The organism is Thermaerobacter composti, assembly GCF_033582035.1.
GTDB lineage: Bacteria > Bacillota > Sulfobacillia > Thermaerobacterales > Thermaerobacteraceae > Thermaerobacter > Thermaerobacter composti.
Window position 1 is genome coordinate 2583637 of sequence record NZ_CP132508.1, and the last position, 18053, is coordinate 2601689.

At 75.5% G+C, this 18053-nt stretch carries 12 protein-coding genes; 1 reads left to right on the forward strand and 11 read right to left on the reverse strand.

What is annotated here, in order from left to right; translation table 11 throughout:
- Window positions 1–152 precede the first annotated feature (152 nt).
- From Q5761_RS10465 to Q5761_RS10515, 11 genes are all read right to left on the reverse strand, one after another.
- On the reverse strand, window positions 153–1739 hold the full coding sequence (locus Q5761_RS10465; protein WP_318750562.1) for a dihydroorotase: 1587 nt from the start codon (window positions 1737–1739) through the stop codon (window positions 153–155).
- Entirely contained in the window at window positions 1736–3118 is a 1383-nt protein-coding gene (locus Q5761_RS10470; RefSeq protein WP_318750563.1) for an aspartate carbamoyltransferase catalytic subunit, read from the reverse strand. The genes Q5761_RS10465 and Q5761_RS10470 overlap by 4 nt, the downstream gene beginning before the upstream one ends.
- Window positions 3119–3667: 549 nt before the next feature.
- Entirely contained in the window at window positions 3668–6478 is a 2811-nt protein-coding gene (locus tag Q5761_RS10475) for a heavy metal translocating P-type ATPase (protein WP_318750564.1), read from the reverse strand.
- Between the two features lie 156 nt (window positions 6479–6634).
- Window positions 6635–7003: a metalloregulator ArsR/SmtB family transcription factor gene (locus Q5761_RS10480; protein WP_318750565.1), complete on the reverse strand. Its 369-nt coding sequence runs from the start codon at window positions 7001–7003 to the stop codon at window positions 6635–6637.
- 266 nt (window positions 7004–7269) lie between these two features.
- Window positions 7270–7824 carry a hypothetical protein gene (locus tag Q5761_RS10485; protein ID WP_318750566.1) on the reverse strand — a complete coding sequence of 185 codons (555 nt, stop codon included), beginning with the start codon at window positions 7822–7824 and terminating at the stop codon, window positions 7270–7272.
- 252 nt (window positions 7825–8076) lie between these two features.
- On the reverse strand, window positions 8077–10224 hold the full coding sequence (locus Q5761_RS10490; protein ID WP_318750567.1) for an ABC transporter substrate-binding protein: 2148 nt from the start codon (window positions 10222–10224) through the stop codon (window positions 8077–8079).
- Window positions 10225–10281: 57 nt separating this feature from the next.
- The gene (locus Q5761_RS10495; RefSeq protein ID WP_318750568.1) at window positions 10282–11070 is read right to left on the reverse strand and encodes a L,D-transpeptidase family protein; all 789 of its coding nucleotides are present in this window, start codon (window positions 11068–11070) and stop codon (window positions 10282–10284) included.
- Between the two features lie 345 nt (window positions 11071–11415).
- Complete coding sequence (locus Q5761_RS10500) at window positions 11416–11967, reverse strand: Uma2 family endonuclease (RefSeq protein WP_167758825.1); 552 nt, start codon at window positions 11965–11967, stop codon at window positions 11416–11418.
- Window positions 11968–12068: 101 nt separating this feature from the next.
- Window positions 12069–13010, reverse strand: a complete 942-nt coding sequence (locus Q5761_RS10505; protein WP_318750569.1) for a patatin-like phospholipase family protein — start codon at window positions 13008–13010, stop codon at window positions 12069–12071.
- A 391-nt stretch (window positions 13011–13401) separates the two neighbouring features.
- A complete protein-coding gene (gene spoIIP / locus Q5761_RS10510) occupies window positions 13402–15360 on the reverse strand; it encodes a stage II sporulation protein P (protein WP_318750570.1) in 1959 nt (652 codons plus the stop codon).
- A gap of 1105 nt (window positions 15361–16465) precedes the next feature.
- A complete protein-coding gene (locus Q5761_RS10515; RefSeq protein ID WP_318750571.1) occupies window positions 16466–17278 on the reverse strand; it encodes a hypothetical protein in 813 nt (270 codons plus the stop codon).
- A gap of 319 nt (window positions 17279–17597) precedes the next feature.
- On the opposite strand from Q5761_RS10515, the gene Q5761_RS10520 reads away from it, so the two are divergent.
- On the forward strand, window positions 17598–18038 hold the full coding sequence (locus Q5761_RS10520) for a hypothetical protein (RefSeq protein WP_135224325.1): 441 nt from the start codon (window positions 17598–17600) through the stop codon (window positions 18036–18038).
- Window positions 18039–18053 lie beyond the last annotated feature (15 nt).

The following is an 18053-nucleotide window of genomic DNA, read 5'->3' on the forward strand; positions in this document are numbered from 1 at the left end:
GGGTCGCACGGGCCGCGCCTCCGGCCGTGGCGTCGTGCACGTCGTCCCTGGCGCCATGCACGTCCGTCACGGGCGAGGCGACGGCCGCGGTACGAGCGGGCTGCATAAATATACACGCACTCTTTAACATTATACAAACCTCCGCCAGCCCGTCACGGGTCGGCCTGCCCGGCCGCGCCCGCCTGGCCTGCCGGCCGCCCCGCCGGCGACGCCGGCGTCGCTGGCGTCCCTGGCGTCTCCAGCCCCACCGCGACGGGCTCGGGCACCGGACAGCCCGGCAGCCGGAACACCGCCCGGCCGCCCACGAGCGTGCACACCGCCCGGCCCCGCAGGTTCCACCCGGCGAAGGGCGTATTGCGGCCGAGGCTCGCGAAGCGCTCCGGTTCGACCACCCACCGGTGCCCGGGGTCGATCAGCGTCACGTCGGCCGCCGCGCCGGGTCGCAGGGTGCCGCCGGGGACCCCCAACACGCGGGCGGGCCCGGTGGACATGAGCTGGACGAGCCGCGCGGGCGGCAAGGGGTCGGGGACCAGGTGGGTAAGTAGCAGGCCGAGGGCCGTCTCCAGGCCCACCACCCCGAAGGCGGCCTCCGGGAAGGGCGCGTCCTTGTCCAGGGCATGATGGGGGGCGTGGTCGGTGGCGATGGCGTCCACGGTCCCGTCCGCCACCGCCTCCAGCAGGGCCTCCCGGTCCCGCCGCGAGCGCAGCGGCGGGTTCATCTTCCAGTGGGGGTGGAACCCGGCCGCCGCCACGTCCTCGTCGCAGAGCAGCAGGTGGTGGGGCGTGACCTCCACGGTCACCGGGATGCCCCGCGCCTTGCCCCAGCGCACCAGATCCAAGGTGGCAGCGGCGCTGGCGTGGAGCACGTGCAAGCGCGCCCCCGCCCGCTCGGCCAGCAGCAGGTCCCGGGCCACCATCACCGTCTCGGCGGTGTCCGGGATGCCGGGCATCCCCGCGGCCGCCGCCACCGCCCCGGCATGCATGGCGCCGCCAGCGCTGAGCTCCGGTTCCTCGGCATGGACCAGGACGGGCAGCCCCGCCGCCGCCGCCCCCTCCAGCACCCGCGCCATGACGCCGGCCCGCGCGATGGGCCGGCCGTCGTCGGTGACGGCCACCGCCCCCGCCGCCTTCAGGGCGCCGTAGGGGGCGGGCTCGTCCCCGGCCAGGCCGCGGGTGGCGGCGGCCACGACGTGGACGCGCACCGGCGCCTCGGCCGCGGCCTTCATGGCGAGCCATTCCACGCGGATGGCGTCGTCCAGCGGCGGGCGGGTGTTGGGCATGCAGGCCACCGCCGTGAAGCCCCCCGCCGCCGCCGCGGCGCCGCCCGTCGCCAGCGTCTCCTTGTGGGTCTCACCGGGCGTGCGCAGGTGGACGTGGGGGTCGATGAGCCCGGGCACCACCCAGAGCCCGCGGGCGTCGAGGACGTGGACCGAAGGGGATGCGCCGGTCGACCCGGCGGGTGCGAGGGCGGCAGCCCGGGCCGGCCGCCCGTCCCCGTCGGCTCCCGGTGCGCGGCGGGTGCTGATCCCGCCGGCGGCGGGGGCGACAGGGGCCGGTTCGTCGGATGGGTTCAGAGGAGCCGATCCGCCGGGGACCGTCACCCGGGCGGCCGCCTCCGCGTTCGGCAAGGGCGCGCCGGCGTAGACGATGCGTCCCGCCTCGATCACCACGTCGCCGGGACCGTCCAGGCCCTGGCTGGGGTCGATCACCCGGCCGCCGCGGATCCACAGGCGCGTCATCGGCGGCCCACCTCCGCCCCGGCCCGCCCCCGGCCGTTGGCCACGACCGGCCTCCGGGTCCCGGCCGCGCATTCCGGCGGGGCCACAGCGACGCCGCCCGCCTCCGCGCGGTGCGACTCCGCACGCTGACCTGCCGCCGCCCACGGGGCTTCCGCGGCGCGTTCGTCCGCCCCAAGGCGTTCGGCTGCTCCGGAACCGGACGGTTCGTCCTCGTCCCCGGCGAGTCCGTCCTCACCACCCGCGGGCTCGTCCTTCGCTCCTTCCGGACAAACCGGCCTCAGGGCCCACTCCAGCACGGCCATGCGCGCCGCCACGCCGCAGCGCACCTGGTCTTCGACGACGCAACGCGGGTCGTCCATCACCGCGGGGTCGAGCTCGATGCCGCGGTTCACCGGGCCGGGGTGCATCAGGATGGCATCGGGCCGGGCCCGTTCCAGTTGCCGGGGGCCGATGCCCCAGCCGCGGCGGTATTCCCCCAGGTCGGGCAGCACCCCCGCCAGGCGCTCCCGCTGGATCCGCAAGGCCATCACCACGTCGGCCGCGTCCAGGGCCTCGTCGAGGCAGGTCGTGACGGTCACGCCCGGGCAGGGCGGGGCCGCGGGCACGAGGCCGGGAGGACCGCAGAGCCAGACCTCGGCACCCAGCCGCGCCAGCAACAGGGCGTTGGACCGCGCCACCCGACTGTGGCGCACGTCGCCGACGATGGCGACCTTGAGCCCTGCCAGTCGCCCCTTGTGGCGGAGGATGGCCAGGGCGTCCAGGAGGGCCTGGGTCGGGTGCTCGCCGGTGCCGTCGCCGGCGTTGATCACCGGGACGCCGAGCACCGTCGCCGCGTACGCCGCGGCCCCCGTCACGGGGTGACGTAGGATCACCGCGTCGAACCCGAGGGCCTCGCAGGTGCGCAAGGTGTCGCGCAGCCCCTCGCCCTTCTGCACGCTGCTGCGCGCCACGGGCAGGTCGAAGGGGGCCGCGCCCAGCAGATGGGCGGCCACGTGGAAGGATTGGGCGGTGCGGGTGCTGTTCTCGTAGAAGAGGGTGACGATGCGGCGGCCGGCCAGGGGAGCGGGGGTGAGCGGTCGTCCGCCGCCGCGCTCCAGGGCGGCCAGCATCCGCCGGGCGCGGCTCAGGAGGTCTTCCAGGTCGGCGATCGACAGGGCGGCGATGCCGGTGAGGGAACGGGAACGCCCCGCGGACCCGGAGCGGACCAGGGCGGATGGATCGGGGTGGATGGATCGCCCCGGCCCATGGAGGGGTCGTTCGAGAGTCCCCCCGTCCCCGGGCGCGGCGACGCCGGCCGTCTTCACCACCGGCGCCGGGCCGGGTCGCTGCGGCAACCGTGCGGCGGGCCCGATGGACTGGGGCGTCGTCCCGGCTGGCACGATCTCGCCTCCCGATCGCCCCGTCCCGCAGGCACAAAAAAACTTCTTGCCCGCCGGCAAGAAGTCGCTGGTGACAGCACGGCGCGGCGCCTCACGAACCCCGCCGGTCCTGCCCCGGCCCGCCGGCTGTGCCGGCGCCACCGGTTGCCCCGGCACCGCCGCCCGGCACCTGGCCGGGCGGCCTGGGCCGCGCCACCCGTATGGCTCCTTACCGGCCTCACGGGACCAGTTTAAAGGGGCGTTTTTTGCTCGCGGCCGATGCTAGCACGAGCGATTGGGGCTGTCAAGACGAAAAGGCCGGCCAGCTGACGCAGCGCCCGCACCCGCTCGCGGTCCGCGAGGCCGTCGTGCGGGGTGGCAGCGAGTCTGGGTGTCCCGGTGACCAAGGGTCGCTGCGGCGTGGTGGATTACGCAGCGTTCTGCAGCAGCACAGGACGCGCAACCGCTCGGCGTCGTCGACCACGGACGGGACACCCCCACGGTGCCCTCTGCGGGTCGCCCGGCGACATCCAACGCAACCTGGAAACCGCCCAGGCCAGGATAGGCATATTACACTTTGCCTATTTTGCTTAGAAATCGAAATGGCGATTTGATTTCCCAACGGCCGCCCGTGCCACCGAAGGCACGACGGCTACCCCGCGGTCCGCCCTTCACCGTCCCCGCCCGCAGCACCCGAACCGCGTTCAGCACTGCCAGCAGGGCGACGCCGACGTCGGCGAAGACCGCCTCCCACAGGGTGGCCCCGCCCACGGCACCCAGGACGGCGAACGCCGCCTTGACGCCCAGCGCCAGGGCGACGTTCTGCAGCACCACCCGGCGGGTGGCGCGGGCGACGGTGACCGCCGCGGCCAGGCGCCCGGGGTCGTCATCCATGATCACCACGTCGGCCGCCTCGATGGCGGCGTCGGAGCCGAGCCCGCCCATGGCGACCCCCACCGCGGCCCGTGCCAGGACCGGGGCGTCGTTGATCCCGTCGCCCACGAAGGCCACGGCCGGCCGGCCCCGCCGCGACAGCCACCCGTCCAACCCGGGCGCGCGCCGGCCCCGCCGCGACCATCGCCCATCCGCCCTCGGCTCGTGCCGGCCCAGCCGCTCCAGCTGTTCCAGGGCAGCCACCTTCTCATCGGGCAGCAGCCCGGCCCGTACCTTGTCGAGGCTCAAGGCGTTCGCCACCGCCCGGGCCACCTCGGGCCGGTCGCCCGTCAGCATGACCTGCCGCCGGATGCCGAGGCGTCGCAGGGCCCGGATGGCCTCCACCGAGCCGGGCTTCAGCCGATCGGCGATGACGATCCGCCCCACCAGCCGGCCGTCGACGGCGACCAGGACCTCGGTGCCGCCCGGACCGTCCGCCGCACCGTCCGTCCCCGTACCGACGCGGCGGCGGCCGCCCCCCTTCTCCGACCGCGCCTCCGACGCTCCGGGGGCCAGGGCCGCCGTCCCCGGCTCGACTCTCCCCGGCCCGCCGTCACCGCGGCTTCCGACAGCACCGGCGATGGCGCAAGCGCCACCGGGGGGAGCATCACCGGAGGCCCTGGCACCGCCGAACCCGCTCGCCTCTCCTGCCACCCCGGTCACGCCACCATCGCGCCCCTCGGCGGAACCGCCTCCCGCTGGGCACCCGCTCTCCGCGGCAGCGCCCGCGGGGGCAGGGAACCGCAGCCCGAGCCGCCCACCGCCTGCCAGGTCGACCCCCTCTTCCCGGAGGAACCGGGCGCTGCCGACCCACACCCGCTGACCATCCACCCGGGCGCGCACGCCCCGCCCGGCCAGTTCCTCCAGCTCCGCGACGCGACCGGGATCCACCGGCCGGCCGTAGGCACGGGCGATGGCGGCGGCGATGGGATGCCCCGACGCCGCCTCGGCGTGGGCCGCGAGTTCCACCACCCGCTCGGGTGTCATCCCGTCGCAGGCGCGGACGGCCACCACCTCGAATTCGCCCCGGGTCAAGGTGCCCGTCTTGTCCCAGACCACCGCATCCAGCCGCGCCAGCGCATCGAGGTAGTGGGCGCCCTTCACCAGCACGCCCTGCCGCGAGGCCGCCCCCAAACCTGCGAAGTAGCCCAGGGGCACCGACAAGACCAGGGCGCAGGGACAAGCGATCACCAGCAGGACCAGCGCCCGCCGCACCGCCTCGCCCCACCCCATCCCGGGCACCACGAGCGGCGGCACCACGGCCAGGGCCACGGCCGCCGCCACCACCGCGGGGGTGTAGTACCGCGCGAAGGTGGTGATGAAGCGCTCGGTGGGCGCCTTGCGCGCCGCCGCCCGCTCCACCAGCTCCAGGACCCGCACCACCTGGGACGCGCCGAAGGGCCGGCTCACGCGCACGGTCAGGACGCCACGGACGTTCACCATGCCGGCCAGGACCTCGTCGCCGGGTTCGACCCGCCGGGGCACCGCCTCGCCCGTCAGGGCCGACGTGTCCACGAAGGACGAACCGGCCGTCACCCGGCCGTCCAGGGGGACCCGCTCCCCCGGCCGCACCTCGATCACCTCGCCCACCGCCACGGTGGCGGGGTCCACCCTCTGCAGCGCCCCACCCCGGCGGACGCGGGCGAACTCGGGACGCAAATCCAGAATGGCGCGGATGGACCGGCGGGAGCGCTGCACGGCCAGGTCCTGGAAGAACTCGCCCACGGTGTAGAAGAGCATCACGGCCACCGCCTCCGGCAGTTCGCGCAGGGCGATGGCCCCCAGGGTGGCCACGGTCATGAGGAAGTTCTCGTCGAAGACCTCGCCGCGGCGGAGGTTGCGCAGGGCGGCGGTCAGGACGCCGCGGCCGACGCCGAGGTAGACCGCGAGCAGGACGGCGTCCGCCAACAACCCCAACGGAGTCCCGGCGAACCGCCGATGGACGAGCGCCGCGGCGGCGAAGAGCACCGTGGCGAGCCCGAGGGCCGCCAGGCGCCGCCGCATCGCCCGGCGTGGCTCCGGGTCGTCGTCGCCGACGCTCCCCGCACCCCGGCGCGCCCTCGCCTGCAGGGTCGCCCGGGCGGCCGGCGCGGCCGCCGCGGCCCCTTGGGCCGGTTCGTCCCGCATCGCGAAGCACGGACCGCCCCCGCCGGCCGGGCGATCCCCCAACCGGGTGGACGAACCGGCCTCCGTCGCCGCGCCACCGCGCTCCCGGCCCGGCGCGGCAGGACCGTCCAGCAGCCGGGCGCCCGGCTCCACCCGGGCGACGATCTCCCGCGCCCGCTCGAGCCCGTCGGGCGGCAGCAGCACCGTGCCCGCAGCGACGTTGACGGTGGCATCTTCGAAGCCCGGCTCGCGGCGCAGGGCATCCTCGATGCGCTGGGCGCAGCGGGCACAGTCCACACCGACGAGCGGGTAGGATAGCAGCGTCCGATTGGGCAAGTCCATCGACGCCCCTTCCGCTGACGTCCCCGCAGCGGCCAACCGCATACGTCCCCCTAGCGGCAGTCCGCGCCGTCCGATTCGGTCCGATCCGGGCGCGGGGACCCCCGGCGTGCGACCACGCCGCCCATGCCGCCTGGGCGCCGGCTAGCCGTCCGGCGGTCAGCGGTCTTCCGCGTAGTGCTCCTGGGCGACCTGGATCAGCCGCAGCACGTGGTCATCGGCCAGCGAATAGTAGACGTTCTTGCCCTCCCGCCGGTACTTGACCAGCCGCATGGCCCTCAGCAGGCGCAGGTGGTGCGAGACGGCGGGCAGGGACAGATCCAGCAGGGTCGCCAGGTCGCACACGCAGAGTTCCGCCTCCGCCAGCACGTAGAGGATCTTGGTCCGCGTCTCGTCGGCCAGCACCCCGAACAGCTCGGACAGGCCGGCCACCTCCAGCAGCCGGTCCCGCAGACGGGCGACCTGCTCCGCGTGGGGGTCGAAGCGAAGGCACACGTCCCGCCGCGCCGCGTCGGGTTGGACGCTCACCGGGGAACCCTCCAGACCGCAGGCCGCGGCGCCCCGCGCACCTGCGTAACCTGTCAACGATTCCACAATCATCGAATCGTTTTCATGATAGGTCGGCCCCTCGGGTCGGTCAACGGGCGGAACGCGTCCGCACCGGCCCGCGGCTCGCCCCACCCGGAGGGGGACCCCTACCCCCGGACGCAAACTCTCAGCACCGGCGTCCGCCCGCTGGCCGTGGGGGCGATCGACAGGCGGACCCTGGCGGCGGAGGCCATCGACGGGCGGTGCTAGACCGGGATGGGCCGGTGCCCGCCTGTGCGGCGGGCGATGCGGGCGAAGTAGAAGCGGTGGAGGTTGCCCTCCCGCTGGTGGACGCAGCGCAGGCCGAGGCGGGCGGCGATGCGCTCGAACTGGCCGTAGTAGAAGGCGTGCCACCGGTCGCGGTCGATGCCGAAGCTGGCCAGCAGGTCGTCGTCGGTGGGCGGCGGCTCCAGCTCCAGGCGGGCGATGCCCCCCTCGTCCCGAACCGTCACCACCCGGTCGCCCCCCGCCGTGACCATCTGGGCCAGGGCCTGGGCGAACTCCCATCCCGAGCAGTGGCGCAGGGGCTCCCACGTCTTCGCCACCCGATCGCCCAGGTACCGCGCCAGATCGTCCGGCCCCTCCCCCCGTTCCTCGGCGTACCGGAGAAACAGCATCAGGTACCCGCGCAGGTTGGCACGGGCGATGAGGAGTTGCTGCTCCAGGGCGGCGGGGTCGGGCTGGGCTCCGGGCGACGTGCCGGGCTGAGGGTCCACCGTCTCACCCGCGGCCGAAGGCTTGAAGCGACGTGCCGCGGCCACGGCCCCATTGTAAGGCAAGGCCGGGCGCCGCCGCCAAGCGGGAGCCGGCGCCTCAGCCGGGTGCGGTCTCGCCTTCCCCGCGTCCTCCCGGGGAGCCCTGCCGCGGCCATGGGATCGGCACCGCTCCCCGGCAGGGTGCGACGCGGGCACCATCGGGAAGGTCGCCGGGATCGTACCCGGCGATGTAGGGCTCCCGGCGGCGCCAGCGGCTGCAAACCCCGCGCATCGGCGGCCCGAGGGGACCCGCTGCGGCTACGGGTGAGCCTGGGAGCGATCCCCCGGCGCGGGCGAACCGCCTTCAGGCGCCGGCGACCCGCCCCACCGCTGGATCACGCCGTCGGCCCCCGCCTCGCCGGCCCAGAAGTCCGCCAGGGGCGGGCGCACCTGCCGGCCCACGTCCTCGTGCTCGGGGCCGGGCGCCCCCGGCGCCACGGGATAGGCGACGGCCAGGCGCTGCCAGCGGCCGCGGGCGTCCCGGTTCCAGATGCCCAGCACCAGGTGCTCCAACTGCCGCCGGTACATCGCTGGCAGGGGGCTCTCGGCCCGCCAGGCCGCCAGCGAGGTGACGTCGGCGGGCACCGCCAGCAGCCGCCGGGTCAACACGTCGGTCCGCCACCGGCTGAGGAACCGGGCCAGTTCCACCGCAGCCTGGGTGTGGTCATCCCCCCGGTACCGGTTCTGCCGGAAGACCATCAGCCCCCCGACCTCCAGCAGCGCCGGCCGCGGCGCGCCCTCGGGCACCGGAGGCGGCAGCAGCACCAACCCCTCGGCATCCGGCGGGACCAGCGGCTCCCCGCGCCGCGGGTCGCCGGCGGAGGGAAGGCCGCCGGTCACGCGCCCGGAGGGTTCGACCTGCGGTGGCGGCGGCAGGGGCCAGCGCTCGGGCACGGCGGCATCGCCGTCCGCCGCGTCGGCTGCGGAGCCCCCTTCCCCACCGCCGCCGGCGCGGCCGCCTCGGGTCAGGGGCGGCACGGGCAGCGTACCCGGGCGAGGAGGCGGGGGTTCCTCCAACCGGCGCGGCACCAGCCCGGTCTCCCGCTCCAGCAGCCACCGGCCCAGGGCGGGGGTGAACCCCCCTGCCATCACCGCCGGGTCGTCTCCGGCCAGCCACTCGGCGGCTGCCGCCTCCATCACCGGCTCGAGCAGCCGGTGCTCCCGCAGGCGCTCCAGCCACGCCAGCGCCGCCCGCCCTTCCGGGCCCGCCCAGAGAACGGCGCCCGAGGGAGCCAGGGGCGAGGCCACGCCGCGCACCCGCAGCAGCTGCTCGAGGGGAAGATCCGCCCGCCCCACCCACAGGGTCAGGCCCGGGCCCTGCCCGGCCGGCGCGTCCGCCTGCCCAGCACCGGGTCGCGCCCCCGGCGATTGCGGGGTCCCGGACGGCGCGCCCTGGGATTCCGCGCCGCCAGGGCCGGGTTCGTCCCCAGGAAGGCCGGCCAGGCGGTCGACGTCCGCATAGGTCCACCCCGTCAGGGCCAGGGCGTTGGGGTCAAGGCCCGCCTCTCGCACCCGGCCGACCCGCACCCACCACGTGTGGGGCGCCACCCAGCGCGGCCAGACCCAAAGGCGCCGGTCCGCCTGATAGAGGGCGAGGGCGGTGGGGTTGTACCAGCGCCGCTCCGCGCGGCCCAGGTAGGGGTTGAGGGGCACCTGCAGCGGGTGCCGGACCAGCAGCGCGCTGCCCCACCCGCCGAAGACGTCGGGCGGCTTGCCATCGGCCAGCGCCCGCTGTAGCCGGGCGGCCGCCTCCCGGGCGGGGATCCACTCCACCCGCACGCGAACGTTCGGGAACTGGCGGGCAAAGGCCCGCAGGGCCTGGTCCAGGTACTCCCGGTGGGTGAAGGGCCCCGGCCCCTCAAGCGGAGGAACCGGCGGGGGCTGGCCGCGGCGGGTCAGGGCGTTCGGACCGCGGCGCCCCGGCCCCTGGACGGCGCCCTGGCTGGCGGGCGTCCTCCCCCCTGGGGCCGACGGGCCGACGGGCGGCGCATCCCGCGGGCCCCCGGCGTCGGGTGCGTCCGGGGAACCCGGCCCGGAGGCCGAGCCCGGGCCCTGCGGCGCGCCCCGCGGCCCCAGGTCGCCCTCCCCCTGGCCGGATGCCTTGCCCTGGGGACCGTAGGGGGGCTCGGGGCTCGGGCCCTCCGGCAGCCGCAAGGGGTCCGGGAGGACGGCGACGGGCAGCTCCGTCTCCCACAGCACGACCTCGTAGGTCTTTTCGGGATCGAGCGGCACCGGTCGGTACCGTGCCCAGGGATCCCCCCGGCGCTGGAGCCAGAGGCCGAACGCGCCGGCCGCCACGACCAGCAGGGCCGCCACGCCCACCACTAGCGCGATCCGCTGGCCCCGCGGGCGCCCGCCGCGGGGCCCCGACGGCGAGCCCGGAGCCTGGTTCCTCCCGGATGCCATGGCTTCGCCTCCCGTCGCCGGTGGCCGACGGTCGGATCCCCACCGGCCGCCGGTCGCCTACGGTCGGAACCCCACCAGCCGCTGCAGCGCCGCGTCCGCGACCCCGTCGGGATCCAGCCCGAACCACCACTCCGCGCCCGTCACCGCCTGTTCCGTGGCCCCTCCGTAGACGCCGTCGGCCACCCCGGGATCGAACCCGGCGGCGCGCAGGGCCAGCTGGAGCAGGACCACGTCCTGGCCCACCGCCCCGCGCCGGTAGACGGGCAGCTTGTAGTAGACCTCGGTGGTACCGGTGATCTTGACGGGCGTGCCCACCTTGACCAGGTCGTCCAGGGTCATGACGTCTTCGTTGAACATGCGGATGCACCCGAGGCTGGCGTAGGTGCCGATGGAGCCGGGGTTGTTCGTCCCGTGGATGCCGTAGGAACCCCAGGGTGTGCTGAGTCCGAACCAGCGGGCGCCGAAGGGGCCGCCCGGCCAGTGGGCGATGTCCGTCACCCGCCACTCCCCCACCGGCGAAGGCTCGCCGGGCCGGCCCGCGGCGACGGGGTAGGTCTTGACGGGCCGGCCGTTGCGGTAGACGGTGAGCTTGCGCGCGTCGATGTCGATGACCACGAGAACGTCGTCGGCCGCCGCCACGGCCGACCGCCCTCCCTGGAAGGCCAGTCCCGCCACGGCGGCCCACCAGCGGAGGAACCGCCAGTACGAGGTCCGAGCGCCCTCCCGCTCGCCGCAGACGGGGCCACCGCCGGCCATCCCCCCGCCGGCCTGGTGCCCCCCCACCCAGAGGAGGGCGCAGGCGAGCACGAGGCACCCCAGCAAGAACCGCCCCAGGCGGCGCGCCATCCGCGACCCCCCAATGGCATTCCGAGACGACGCGTGCGGGGCAGGCCGCCCACGGCGACGGCCACGGCCCGCGCGGTGTGCCCGCGGGGTCGGGATCGTGCGTCCATGGACCCGCCTCCGCCACGCCCCCGCGTCGGGACCGGCCCAGGCTAGGCTATGCGGTGGGAGCTTGGGGTAGAAGGGCAGGAGGGGCAAGGCAGGCCTCGGTCGGGGGCGGCGGGGCCGGCCAGCGGCGCCGGTCAGCCACCCTCCCGGCCTTGCAGCGGCGCATGGCAGCCGCGCCGTGGGGGCCCGGCGAGGAGGGCGAGAAGGCGAGAGAGCGTCGGTCGGCGAGATGGTCCTCGGTCAGCCGAGCAGCTCCGACAGTCGACAGGAGAACCCCGGCAGGACCGGCTCTTCGATGACCGCGTCGGCACCCGACCAGGTCCGGGGTTCCCCTTCCTGCCCATGACGCGTAAGGGTCCTGGCCTCGAGATCGACGACCCACACCGCCCGCACCCCCGCCGCCAGGTACTGGGCGACCTTACGGCCGATCTCCGGCTCCGAGGCATCGTGGACCTCGACGACGAGCGCGGGCACCACAGCGGGGAACCCCCTCTCGTCCCCGATGCGCGCCACCTGCTCCGCGGTGAAGTAGGCCACGTCGGGCGCGCGCAGGGTGTGCACGGGCTCCTTGCGCAGGAGGATGCCCAGCTCGTTGGTGATCACCTCCCCGCCGAGCCGCCGTTCCTCGACGAAATTCCCAAGGAGCCGAGCGATCCGGGTGACCACGCGGTTGTGGCGCCAGCCCGCGGGGGTCATGATGACCAGCTCCCCCTCGTCGATCTCGTAGCGCCACCCGTCCGGCAGCCGCTCGAGCTCCTCGGCCGTCCACGGCTTGCGCGTCGCGGTGGCCATGGCTGCACCTCCTCCGCAGCCTGCATCATCGGGATCATCGCAGGGGACCGCTCGCACCGGGGTGCCGTGCATCCCACTCGCAGCGGATCGCAGCGGATCCTTCACGTCACCGCCTGCCCCGACGCCGCCTCCGGTGCCGCGGGGTGGAGCAGGCGCTCCAGATCGGCGAGGACTTCGCGCAGCGCCCGGGCGCCCGCCTCGATGCACTCGGGGACGCGATGCAGATCGGTGAGTTCGACATCCGGGAGATCCGGCTGCAGCACCAGGTCCGCGAAGCGCTCCAGCTTGAACGCGGCCAGATCACGGGCCATCAGGTCGAAGGCCTGGCCCAGGTAGTCCAGCAAGCCGGCCGGCTCGCGGCGCCGGCGGGCGGAGACGTCGACCGCCACGACGACCCGGGCGCCCAGGGCCCGCGCCGCCTCCGCCGGCACCTTGTCCTTCACCGCGCCGTCGACGAGGATGTAGGGCCCCATCCGCTTGGGCTCGAAGATCCCGGGGATCGCGATGCTGGCGCGCACCGCCGCGGCCAGACTGCCCTTGTCCACGACGATGGCAGCGGGCATCGCCCGCTGCACCCGCTCGCGGTAGGCCGGGGGGCAGAACACCACCGCCCGACCGGACCGGACGTCGGCGGCCATGATCCCCACCGGCCGCTGGAGCTGCTCGAGCCGTGCGCCGCGCGTCCAGAGCCCGAACAAGCGCTCGAGCTTCTGCCCCTGGATCACGCCCTGGGGCACGGGCCGCCGCGGACGCCAGCGCAGCCGCAGGACCTGGGCGATGACCGCCAGCACCGAGCCCCAGGTGAGGTTGGAGTCGTAGAGTTCGACGGAACGGAGGCGGCGCGAGACCTCTTCCATCTGGGCCGGCGTCCAGCCACACGCCCAGAGGGCCGCCAGGATGGCGCCGCTCGAGGTCCCGGTGACCACGTCCGGCGCGTACCCGGCATCCTGCAGCGCCCGCAGCACCCCGACGTGGGCCAACCCGCGCAGGCCGCCGCCCCCAAGGGCGAGGCCGAGCTCCATGGGCTCCTGTTGGCCGCTCATGGCGCGCCCTCCCAACGCCCGTTCCGACCGTCCCCCGCAGGGGAACTCGCGCGATGGCCTGCCGCCCCTGCCCACGATCCGCCTACCCTGGCCCACGATCCGACTGCCTTACCTAAGAGATTACCTGAAGAGATTACCTGAAGTCGCTCGCCTGCGGCCGTCGCACGATCCCGGCCGCCATCGCCCCCTCTCCCCGCCGCCGCCGTCGGCCCGTGTCCCCGCGGCCATCGCCACGCGACGCCCGCGGCGTCGCCCGGCGACCCGGCCCAGGCGGTGGCCCTCGCCAGGTTCGCGCGTCGACGGGGGTCGGCGATGCCCATGGCCTCGGCGATCCTCGCCGGCCCGCACGGGCCCCGAGCGGCCTCCGCCGGCCACGGGTCCTCCTCTGGCCTCAACGGGCCCGCGCCAGGGTCCGGTCGAGCACGGTGGCGAACATGGCCGCGCCCCGCTCCGCCCGGATCCGACTGTTGGTGTGGGCCCCCACCTCGATCAGCAGCGTCCGCGGCCCCAGGTCCTGGTTGTAGTTCCCCCGCCCGTAGTAGATGCCCTTGACCAGGCCGGGGAAGCTGCGGTCCGCCTCCGCCTTCAGGCGCCGGGCGAAGGCCAGGTTCGTCCGGTGGAAGGGGTTCTCGCGCCCCACCACCAGGCGGATCTGGGTCACCGGCTCCCCCTTGACCACCTCCCGGTAGAACTCGGGCGGCGTCGCGTCCCGATGGACGTCCAGCAGGACCAGCGGATTCTTGGGCAGCATCTTCAGGGCGGTGCGCCGCGACCGCCGGTAGGCGCCGCGGTCGTGGGGCAGGTGGAGGGCCTCCGACTTCACCACCCGAAAGCCGTGCTGCGCCAGCTCCCGGCCGAGGACGTCCCCGACCCGGTGGATCCCGCCGCGCCCGTTGACGCTGGCCGCCCCGTCCGTCGGGATGTACGACTCGTCGTTGTGGGTGTGGTAGATCCCGATGAACCCCTCGCCCCTGGGCTGCGGACGAACCGGCGACGGGTCGACCACCTTCTGGAACAGCGCCCCCAGGGGCAGGGCGTTGGCCAGGGCCGCGGGACCGGGCCGGGGTCCCGGCCCCCGTCCCGCGAGCGGGTCGAGGGCGCCGTGGTTCGCCGCCGCACCGACGCCCCCCGTCGGCGTTCCCCAGGGATCCGGGATGAGGCCGGCCGGGGCCGCCCGCCAGGCGGAGAAGAGGGAGGGCGGCGTCCACCGAACCCGCAGCGCGACGAAGGCGTCGGGCCCGGTGGGCGCGCCGCCTACGCCGGCATCCGTCCCCGCCGCCGGGCCGTCCGGACCTGGGGCCGGGGTCCCCGGGCCCGTCGCGCGCGCAGGGCCCGTCTCGGGCGCCCCCGGCCCCCTCGGGCTGGGGGCGCCGGTTCGTCCGGCGAGGGTTCCGTCGGCCGGGGCCAGCAGCGCCCGGGCGTAGGCGATGGCGCCCTCGACCCGCACGATGCGGTACCAGCGGTCGGCGGCGTCGATCCAGATGTCGCCCACCTGCATGACGCGGGACGAGACCAGGAGCAGGCGCTCCGTGCCGACCTCGCGGAGCTCCATGGGCGCGTCGACCAGCTCGTCGCCCGTGGGTTGCTGAAACCGCGGGCCCAGCCAGGCCGTGACCGCCACCACGACCAGGGCGAGGGCAGCCAGCAGCCACGAGGCGGCGGGCGAGGGGGCCACCCCTTGCTCCGCCACCGAGGGCGGCGGTGCCGGCCGCGCCTTGCCCCGCCGCCATGGTGCCCGGCGCGCGAGCCACTCGCGGATCTCGCCGACGCCTTCGGCCAAGGCCACGGCGCCTACGCTGGCCAGGACCACCGCGTCGAAGACGCCGCCTCCCCCCAGGTTGACCCAGGCGCCGGGGATGCCGCGCAGGCTGTTGGTGACCGCTCCAATGAGATCGACCAGCAACACGCCCAGGGTGGCGGCGACGAAGGCCGCACGGCGAGACCGGCCCGCCAGGTAGCCGAAGAGCGCGGCCACCACCACCGGGCTCCAGAGGGGATCCATCAGCCACCAGCGCCCCCCGCCCGGGTCGCTGGGGAGGAACCAGTCGGTGGCGTACACCGCCGCGGCGGTCCAGAGGGAGGCGACCAGGGCCCGGCGGCGCTCGAAGGCGTGGTCGGTGGTCAGCAGCAGATAGAGCGCCACCGCCGCCGGCACGAGGGCACCGCCGGGGTCGATCCGGACCCCGGGGCCCAGCGCCACCTCCGGCAAGAAGGTACCCGCGATCATCGCGCCGAGCAGGGCAAGGGCCGTGCCCTTACTGAGCCGCATGCGGTCCAGGACCTGATGGACCACCCCCATCAGGACCAGGACCGCCAGTCCGATCAGCAATGCCGTCGTACCGCTGAACAACCCGCGCTCCACCTCCGCCATGGCACCCGTGCCGACCTCGGACCGTCTGCGCTGCCGTCCCCGCGGGACGCCCGCGCGCACCCTGGACCCGCCGCGTATCGCCCGCCGCCGCGCGTCCGCGCCACCCCTGGACCGTTCGCGCGCACCGGTCGTCGCGGGACGTCCGAGGCACCCCCAGGCGGCCGCAGCAGCGGGAGCCGTCCCCCGACGGTCCGGGCGCCGGGTGGCCGCGCCCGGGCGCCGCCCTCGGAACGATGTGGCGGGCCGGGTCCCCGCACCGACCCTCGCCGTCCGGGCGCAGCCCGGAGACCACCACGGACTCCCCCGGGAGGCCGGGCTGGGCGACCGGGCCGAGGCGAGGACCCCCACGGTGCCGGTGCCGCCTGGGTCTGGGGCGCCTGGGGGGCCCGACGGCGGCGACGGCGGCCGCGGCGGCGACGTGGTGCTGGTGGTCGACCCGTCCCTGACCACATGGGCCCTGGGCGGGCCCGGCCCCGGTGCGATCGGTGTCCGGCGACGAACCGGCCCTGGGCGGGCCACGCCCCGCTGCGGTTGACGCCGGGGGACGAGCCGCCCCGGGGCCGGCCGCGCCGCGGTGCGGTCGGCCATAGCATGCCACCCTGGTTCCTGTGGCTTGTGCCGGCGCCGACGTCGCGTCGGCGCCCCAGGGGACGGTGCCGGAACCGGATCGCGAGGAAGATGGGGGAGGTGCCTGCGAGGGTGCGCCGGGGTCCGACGCCGGGAACCATGGTGTGTGCCGGAGGGCCCGACTTGCAGGTCTCGCGCCGCCGTGCAACCCTGCCGGTCAGGTCCTCACCCGAAGGCCAAGATACGACCTCCACCCGATTGGGCGGCGTTCTGCAAGGCTGCTATTTTAGCCTTGCAACCGGGCACGACACCCGGCCCGGTTGCCACCGATAAGCGGTCAAACCGCTGTCGGTACACCCCTCTCGCGGGCGGCCGCACCGCCCCGTGACGCATCCCCCAGACGCAACAAGCCTCCGGGAGGAGGCTTGTTGCGTTTTTCGTGATGGATTTCACAAGTCGAGTGCCTGCAGGACGCGGCCGTCGGACCGCCCGCCTGGACCGGTCGCCGTGACCCGGCCTACCACCGCGATAAGAGGAACATCACGGCCATCGCCCCCGCCATGGCGACGGCGAAGGCCCACTGCGCCTCGCCGCGGCGCCGGCGCGCCCCGGGCACCAATCGGCCCCCCGCCAGGCCCGCCAGGATCAGCCCCGCGGCGGCCGCACGCAGCACCAGGGTCCACGCCACCCAGAGGGCATCGGCCGGCAGGCTCGCCGCGACCACCGGCGGCAACCCGGCCACCACACCCGCGGCCAGCAGCCGCCGCCGCGGTGGCCGCCGGCCTTCGGCCAGCTGCAGGCCGACGCCCCATCCCAGCGCCGCCCGCATGGCCGCCAGGGCCACCGCACGGCCCACGGCCAAGCCCCCGGTCTCCAGCGCCGCTCGTACGGTCCACGCTCCGGCGGCCCCGTCAAGGCCGAGGGCGATGGCCCACGTCCACCCGACGCGGCGCCCGACCCGCCCGCCTGGCCGCATCCAGCCCAGGTACGCCGGGATCAGAAAGGCGCCCAGGAAGGCGGCGTGCAACCAGGCCGCCGGCAGCCAACCCGGCCCGTCGAGGCCGAGCCCGAGCGTCGCCACGAGATTCGCCATCCACAGGTGGGTGAAGAATCCAGCGGCCAGGCCGCGACCGCCCGCGGCGCCGGCCGGCCCCGTGCGCGGCGTCGCCTGCGCGCCCGTTGGACCGGCCTGCCCGCCGGGGCGGCGGGGAGTCCGGCGGGCGAGGGCGAGGCCGACGGCCACGGGGAGGGCATGGAGGAGGGCGACCCAAGCGACGGCCGCCAGGGGGGACCACCAGCTGCCCACCGGGACCTCGATCAATCGCGCCACCGTCCTCGCCCGGCGACGGGGGCCGGGAAGCCACCGCCGTCGTCCGGCGACGCCCCGGCCGCCGGGGGCAGCGGCCGGGGACGCTCGCGCTCACGTTCGAACATGTTACCACAGGGCAGGCCCTGGGGCCGTGCCCGCCCCACGGTCGGGGGTCCCGGCGGCGACCTGGGGACGGGCGGCGCCTCCCACCCGGGCATCGCGGGGACGGCCCGCCTCCCATCCGCGGGTCCCGGACCTTGGCCGTCGGCTTCTGCCCCCCGGGGGCCATTGGTAGAATTCGCGGTGGAGGGGACCAATCGACGCCCGGAGGGGATGACCCATGCAGAACGTCTCGGCCCGCCTCGACGAGACCCTATTCCGGCAGACCATCGAGGAGCTCGAGCGGCGCCGCGTCACCGGGACGGCCTTCGACCGCCTGGTCGACGACGCCCCCGAAGGCCAGATGGGACCGCGCATCGCCCGGCTGCGCGAGGCGCTGGAGGCCCGGTTCGGCCCGCCCCGGGTCGACGACGACGCCCAGCGGCCCAACTTCCGCTTCCTGTTCGAGCTGTCGCCCAACACGTCGTACGTGGAGCTCGGGACGGAGGACGGGCGCAGGGTCTACGTCGACTTCTTGACGACCCACCTCTTCATGCGCTCGATCACGCCGAGCAAGGAGACGTGCCGGGCCCTCTGGCTGCCGGCCTACGTGCAGGACGCCATCGCCGAGCTCAAGCGGATCGCCCTCGAGGCCGGGGCGCTGGACCGGCCCGCTGCCTGAACGCCTCCGGCCCCG

Excerpts from the sequence above, each read along its gene's own strand:
- Q5761_RS10465 (WP_318750562.1), bottom strand. The coding sequence starts at position 1,739 with ATGACGCGCCTGTGGATCCGCGGCGGCCGGGTGATCGACCCCAGCCAG.
- Q5761_RS10475 (WP_318750564.1), bottom strand. The coding sequence starts at position 6,478 with ATGGACTTGCCCAATCGGACGCTGCTATCCTACCCGCTCGTCGGTGTG.
- Q5761_RS10490 (WP_318750567.1), bottom strand. The coding sequence starts at position 10,224 with ATGGCATCCGGGAGGAACCAGGCTCCGGGCTCGCCGTCGGGGCCCCGC.
- Q5761_RS10495 (WP_318750568.1), bottom strand. The coding sequence starts at position 11,070 with ATGGCGCGCCGCCTGGGGCGGTTCTTGCTGGGGTGCCTCGTGCTCGCC.
- Q5761_RS10500 (WP_167758825.1), bottom strand. The coding sequence starts at position 11,967 with ATGGCCACCGCGACGCGCAAGCCGTGGACGGCCGAGGAGCTCGAGCGG.
- Q5761_RS10505 (WP_318750569.1), bottom strand. The coding sequence starts at position 13,010 with ATGAGCGGCCAACAGGAGCCCATGGAGCTCGGCCTCGCCCTTGGGGGC.
- Q5761_RS10520 (WP_135224325.1), top strand. The coding sequence starts at position 17,598 with ATGCAGAACGTCTCGGCCCGCCTCGACGAGACCCTATTCCGGCAGACC.